Raw genomic sequence first — 5,930 nt, 5'->3', positions numbered from 1 at the left:
GGAAGTGGAAAAACATTTGCAACCTCTTATTCAAGAAGGAAATATTTGTCTCCAACCTATTGCTCAAGACAGGGTGCAGTGGGCATGGGCCGAGAATTGAATGCCCCAATCCCAAAATATGTAAAAATCAAGGCCTGATCTGACGAACACTATCAATTTCTTTTTGAAGTCCTGTTTTTAAGTCATCCCCGAGAATGCAAGACCAAACGGAAATCAATAATATGGGGTGAATTCTGGCCTAATTTTTTGTTGACTTATCTTCTATCGAAGTCCGAAGAGGCCGGGAAGGTAGAGGGAGAGAGAGGGAATATAGGTGATCACCAGCAGGCCAGCAAATTTCGTAGCCCCTTCGCTCCAGGGATTTGTCGGCCCCACTACGAGGCTCAGCTTGTATTCGGGTTTGTAAGATGCAGCATTGAGGATAGATGCCAAAGCGGAGGTCAGACTCAGCCCCCGAAGGGTAAGGATGATCGCAGTTTCATCGGAAGAAAAAAAGAAGGAGGGAACCGATTTTTTGGAGTTGGAAGATTTTACAATCGAACAAACACAAGGCCGCCAAGGGAATGACAAAGAATCCAATGATGAGAGCGATTAGAATATATTGGATTAACTTTTCTTTGGGGCCGGAAGCAAACATAAGACTTCTTCTTTGTTAAATTGCCCTGAGAAGGTTATATTCTATAGCTTTTCTTTGAATCCCTCAATAGTAATTTTCCCTAAAAAAGAGGGTTCAAAGAATTATGAATATCCCTTCAGTTCTCCCTCAAGCCGCTTTTCCAGTTCTAAAGGAGACACCCGCCCTTCGGCCACGACTTTTCCGTTGATCTCCAGGACGGGAACACGGGATCCGAAGCGTTCCTTTAAAGCTGGCGAACGATCAACGTCCACCCGGCGGAAATGAATTCCCCTGCAGTCAAGTAGCGGTTGTAACAGTAATGCGAACTCCTCACAAAGGGAACATCCTTCCCGGGTGTAGAAAATCGGTTCGAGATTCAAGCCGAGATACAGCAAACTTTCGCGGTAAGCCTGCACGGAATTCTGCACCACTACCCGCAGCGTGGCCGCCACGGGCACGGCTACCACAATACCCGGCAAGCCGAAAAGCTCACCCCCCAGGAGCAACGCCACCAGGATCCATACTGGGTGGAGGCCAACTCTTTTTCCTAACAAACGGGGGGTGAGAAACCAACCGTCCATGCTCTGCGCCACGGCAAAAGTTACCAGCACGCCAATTATGTGCCTGAAATCCTGGTATTCCACAAAAGTCAGGAGGGAAGCGGTTCCTAATCCGAGCACGAAACCCAGGTACGGAACTAACGAGAACAACCCGGCTAACGGGCCGATCACCAGCGCTAACGGCGCGCGCACGAGCAGAAGGCCAGCGGTGTACATGACTCCCAGAGCCAGGGCGACCAGCAATTGGCCACGAAGGAAGTTCTTTAAGACCTGGTTTACTTCCAGAACTACTTTTTTCACCGCCGGTAGCACGGGCCGTGGCACGAGAATCTGCAGGGCACTTATAAACTTGCGAAAGTCCATGGTTAGATAGGCCGCGATAACCGGAATGAGAACGAGGTTCAAAAGAGCGCTAACAATACCGACCGCAGAACCGATGATTCCCGTAAGCCAACCGACCAGCCGCTGGGCCACCGAAGGAAGGTTTTCCTGAGCCCATTGCGTAAGCCGTTCCTGCAACAGAGCGTATGCTTCTGGATAACGTTGCTCCAGGTCTACAAGCAGAGACCCAACGTATTTTTCTATTACCCCGCGCCAGGCGGGGATCTTTTTTCCGATAAACATCAGTTCATGCACGATCGCCGGCAGGAATACCAGGAATATCAAGGATAGTAAGCCGATAAAAAGCAACAGAACCAGCAGGAAACCGAGGATTCGGGGGAGATGGTGCTTTTCAAAAAAAGACGCCAGAGGATGGGAGATGTAGGCGACCAGGAAAGCAACCAGGACGGGAAAGAGAACACGCGACCAGGCAAAAAGAACTCCACCGGCAAGGACGATGCCTCCGACGACCAATAGCATGCGCCAGGTGTTGCCCTGTCTGATTTCATCGTTACTGTTTACCGCTATCACTGTGTTTGGAAAATATAGGAGCTGAGGCCTAATGTCAAGGGAAAATAGTTCGGAGTGATGAGTTCGGAGTATTAATTTTTAGCTCCGAACTTTAAACTCCGAACTCCGAACTTCAACCCCCTTTGAACCCTATTTTCAGGTTTGCTTTGGCCGCTGCTGCAAGGATTTAAGCCATTCGAACCACAGAACGCTGACCCCCCCGGCTCCCAGGCAGATCAGCAGGTCTGTGGGGTGTAAAAAGGAAAAGTGGAAGAGGGTACGCAGGAAGGGAATGTAAAGCACCAGGCCGAGGAAAACCAGCGCACCTCCGAACACCCATCTCAAGGCCGAATTGGCCGAACGCAGCGTTGACCGGATGGAACGCGACCACGAGCGGTTGGTAAAGATCAAAGCAAGGTTGGCCACGATCAGGGTGGTAAAGGTTAGGGTGCGGGCATCTGCTTCGCCCTGTCCCCGAAATAGGGCGATGCTGAAGACCACCAACAGAATGCCCAACACACTCAGCCCTTGAAGCAAACTCAGGACAACGGTCCGCCTGCCAAACAACGGCTCTTGGGGGTTGCGGGGCGGGCGGTTCATGATGTTCGTTTCCTCGGGCTCTGCTTCGAAGACGATCGAGCAGGCAGGGTCGATAATCAATTCCAGGAAGACAATATGGACGGGGAAGAGGACCAGAGGCCATTGAAACAATACGGGTAGCAGGGACATTCCGGCAATGGGCACGTGGATGGCAAAGATGTAGGTCATGGCTTTTTGGAGGTTGTCAAAAATCCTCCGCCCTAATTTAATAGCCTGGACCATCGAAGAAAAATCATCGTCCAGGAGCACCAAGGCTGAAGCCTCGCGGGCCACATCCGTTCCTCGGCCCCCCATGGCGATGCCGATGTGGGCTGATTTCAATGCCGGGGCATCATTCACCCCATCCCCGGTCATGGCCACGATTTCTCCATTGGCCTTAAGGGCGTTTACCAATCGAAGTTTCTGCTCGGGCACAACGCGGGCAAAAATGTTTACGGTTTTCACCCGGTTTTGTAATTCGGCGTCGTCCATCCTGTCCAGTTCAGGCCCGGTGATCACCTGGTCCGCCGGCATCAGACCTATTTGCCGGGCGATGTTCTGGGCTGTGCCGGGGTAGTCCCCTGTGATCATGGCTACTCTCATCCCGGCGGTATAACATTCCTGAATGGCGCTGGCCACTGACGGGCGCAGCGGGTCATCCAAACCCACGAGTCCCAAGAACTCAAATTTAAAGTCGTGTTGCTCGCCAGGTAAGGGGGCTTTTTGAAAGTGGGCTTTGGCTATACCGATAATGCGCAGGCCATCGTTCGCCATGGCCTGGACGTTGTGGGATAGGGCTTCGCTTTGGGCCGCGTCCATATGGCATAAATCGGCAATCGCCTCAGGGGCCCCCTTGGCAGCAACCACGTACCTATCCTGGTCAGGGGTTTTATGAACGTGAGATAAGGCCAGCAGGTTTTCGGACAGGGGGTACTCCTGGATCACGGTCCAGTCATCATGAAGGTGTTCGGTGCGGTTGAGAGTGTAATATCCCAATTGCCTGATAGCCTTTTCCATGGGATCAAAAGGATTCCTCTCGCTGGCCAGAATGCTGAATTCGAGAACCTCGTGAAAATTTTCTGGTAGAGGCCGGTCGGGCTGTTGGCTTACATCATAAACCTCATCTTGGGCAAAAATCTTCCGTACCACCATACGGTTTTGGGTTAGCGTACCTGTTTTGTCCACACAAAGCACAGTAGCGGAACCGAGGGTCTCCACCGTGGGTACGCGGCGGGTAAGCACCCTTTTACGAGATATACGCCAGGCGCCCAGGGCAAGGAAGATGGTCAAGACAACTGGAAATTCTTCCGGCAGCATGGCCATGGCCATGGTAATTCCGGCTAAAAGCCCACCGAGCCAATCGCTGCGGGTGGATCCATACACGATGATCACCAAGGCGCAAAGGGACAATCCCACAATAGCCAGAATGCGAACCAAACGCCGGGTTTCTCTTTGGATGAAGGTTTCTTCCGGCACCACTTTTTGTAAAGCCTTGCCGATTTTGCCGATTTCCGTTTGGATGCCAACGGCCATCACGCGGGCGATACCCTGGCCCTTTACAATCAGGGTGCCGGAAAAAACCAAAGGGAGATCATCACCTCCGGGGCGGCTCATCGGGGCAGATCCACCCCAGGCAACTTTGCGGACAGGTACCGATTCACCGGTCAACAGGGACTCATCAACCAAAATATTCCTGCACCAGAGGAGCACGGCATCGGCAGGGACGCGGTCGCCTTCGTTTAAAACGAGAATATCGCTGCGAACCACTTCCCGGCCGGGAATTCTTTTTTGTTGGCCTTCGCGGATAACCAGTGCCCGCGGGCTGGTAAGGTCCCGTAGGGCCTCCAGGGCGCGTTCGGTTTTCCGGTCCTGGTAGATGGTGATGCCCATGACGACGAAGACAAAGCCGAGCAACATCAGGGCTTCCCGCACATCTCCCAATAAAAGGTAAATTGCCCCACAGGCGACCAGCAGGAGGAACATGGGCTCACGGACCACTTCGAGCACGATGGCCAAGATGGACCGCCGCTTTGTGGAAGGGAGTTCGTTATATCCTTCTTTTTGCAGTTGATCGGTAGCTTCGGCCTCGGTAAGGCCGGAGATGGAATGAAGGTCAAATTCTTTCATGGTTCAAAGGCATTCGCGGGGGAATTCGACTCCCGCTGTGTAGCAGAGGGGCATATCGGGAATCATTTGGTATATGTGTACCCTAACCCCTGGATTCACGGATATCTGCATATAGGCATCCCGCTGACTCAGGCCATACTCTTCCACCAGCCATGCCATCAGGATAAAAATCGCCTTGGTCACGGCATGCTCGAGGGGCCGGGAATTGTAAAGGGCAATCAGGCTGTGGGGGGTTTCGATGCGGGGGAAGGGAATCTTTTTGCCGGGGATAACTTCCACGGCAAGGGTAACCTCAGCTCTGGTCTCGGCGGCGACTCCTGAAAACTCCGTATCTCCCTGGGAGGCGTGCACGTCTCCCACGAAGAGAAGCCCCCCTTCATTTTGGCTGTTCACGTAAAAGGTGTTTCCAGGTTTGATATCCCGGCAATCGATATTTCCTCCTCCGATTCCCTGGCCATAGATACTGGTGATCACTTCGCGCTCGGGGGCCACGGCGATCGTCCCGATGAAAGGGGTAACCGGCCAGCAGACCTTGTCGTTAAACCAGATTTTTCCATCCCTCATCGTGCCGCTCCGGCCGGGTTCATGGCGCAAAACATGGGTCCAAGGTGCAGCCGCTTCCGACCATTGGTATGAATCGTGAATCGGTCCCCGGCGGGCTGCAAAGGTAAAGCTCTGGTCGCCGGCCACCAAAATATCTTCAATCTTGATTCCCAGAAGATCTCCCTTATGCACCCCTTCGATATAAATCGGTCCCGCGACTGGGTTCGCTGAAGGAGGCCAGGTTTCGTCGATGAAGGGCCGGTTCAAGGGGGATTGTCCTTCTGCACGAAGGAAGCCACTGGAGGCGTCTTCCGTTTCCAGGATAAATTTTTCTCCCGGAGCAACGCGTAATGGAGGAGGAAGAGATCGATCGAAGACATATACTTTGGCTTGCTCTCGTGATAACCGTTTCATTGCCTTGCCCTTTCCAATTTATAAGATATCCATCCCCGGATACACCTTGAATTTGAGGTGTATGTTATAATAAAAGAATGTGTTGCTCAAGGGAATTTTTAAGAAATCTTTGTCAATGGGAAAAATTGAAAAGTGCTTTGTTATTACCTGTTGTTGAAATAGATCTGGTATAATAATAAAAAAGGAACCTGCCGTAAGTT

At 52.1% G+C, this 5,930-nt stretch carries 4 protein-coding genes; all 4 read right to left on the bottom strand.

What is annotated here, in order from left to right; all coding sequences use genetic code 11:
- Positions 1-261: 261 nt before the first annotated feature.
- The gene (locus Q7V48_11840) at positions 262-432 is read right to left on the bottom strand and encodes a hypothetical protein (protein MDO9211417.1); all 171 of its coding nucleotides are present in this window, start codon (positions 430-432) and stop codon (positions 262-264) included.
- Between the two features lie 306 nt (positions 433-738).
- Positions 739-2,037 (bottom strand): AI-2E family transporter, encoded by a 1,299-nt coding sequence (locus Q7V48_11835; GenBank protein MDO9211416.1) that lies wholly within the window; start codon positions 2,035-2,037, stop codon positions 739-741.
- A gap of 186 nt (positions 2,038-2,223) precedes the next feature.
- Entirely contained in the window at positions 2,224-4,773 is a 2,550-nt protein-coding gene (locus Q7V48_11830) for a cation-translocating P-type ATPase (protein ID MDO9211415.1), read from the bottom strand.
- Between the two features lie 3 nt (positions 4,774-4,776).
- Positions 4,777-5,730, bottom strand: coding sequence for an acetamidase/formamidase family protein (locus Q7V48_11825; protein MDO9211414.1), 954 nt, complete (start codon positions 5,728-5,730; stop codon positions 4,777-4,779).
- Positions 5,731-5,930 lie beyond the last annotated feature (200 nt).

This window comes from Deltaproteobacteria bacterium, from assembly GCA_030654105.1.
GTDB lineage: Bacteria > Desulfobacterota > SM23-61 > SM23-61 > SM23-61 > JAHJQK01.
The sequence above is the reverse complement of the archived record's forward strand: the minus strand, read 5'-3'. Positions and strand labels throughout refer to the sequence as shown.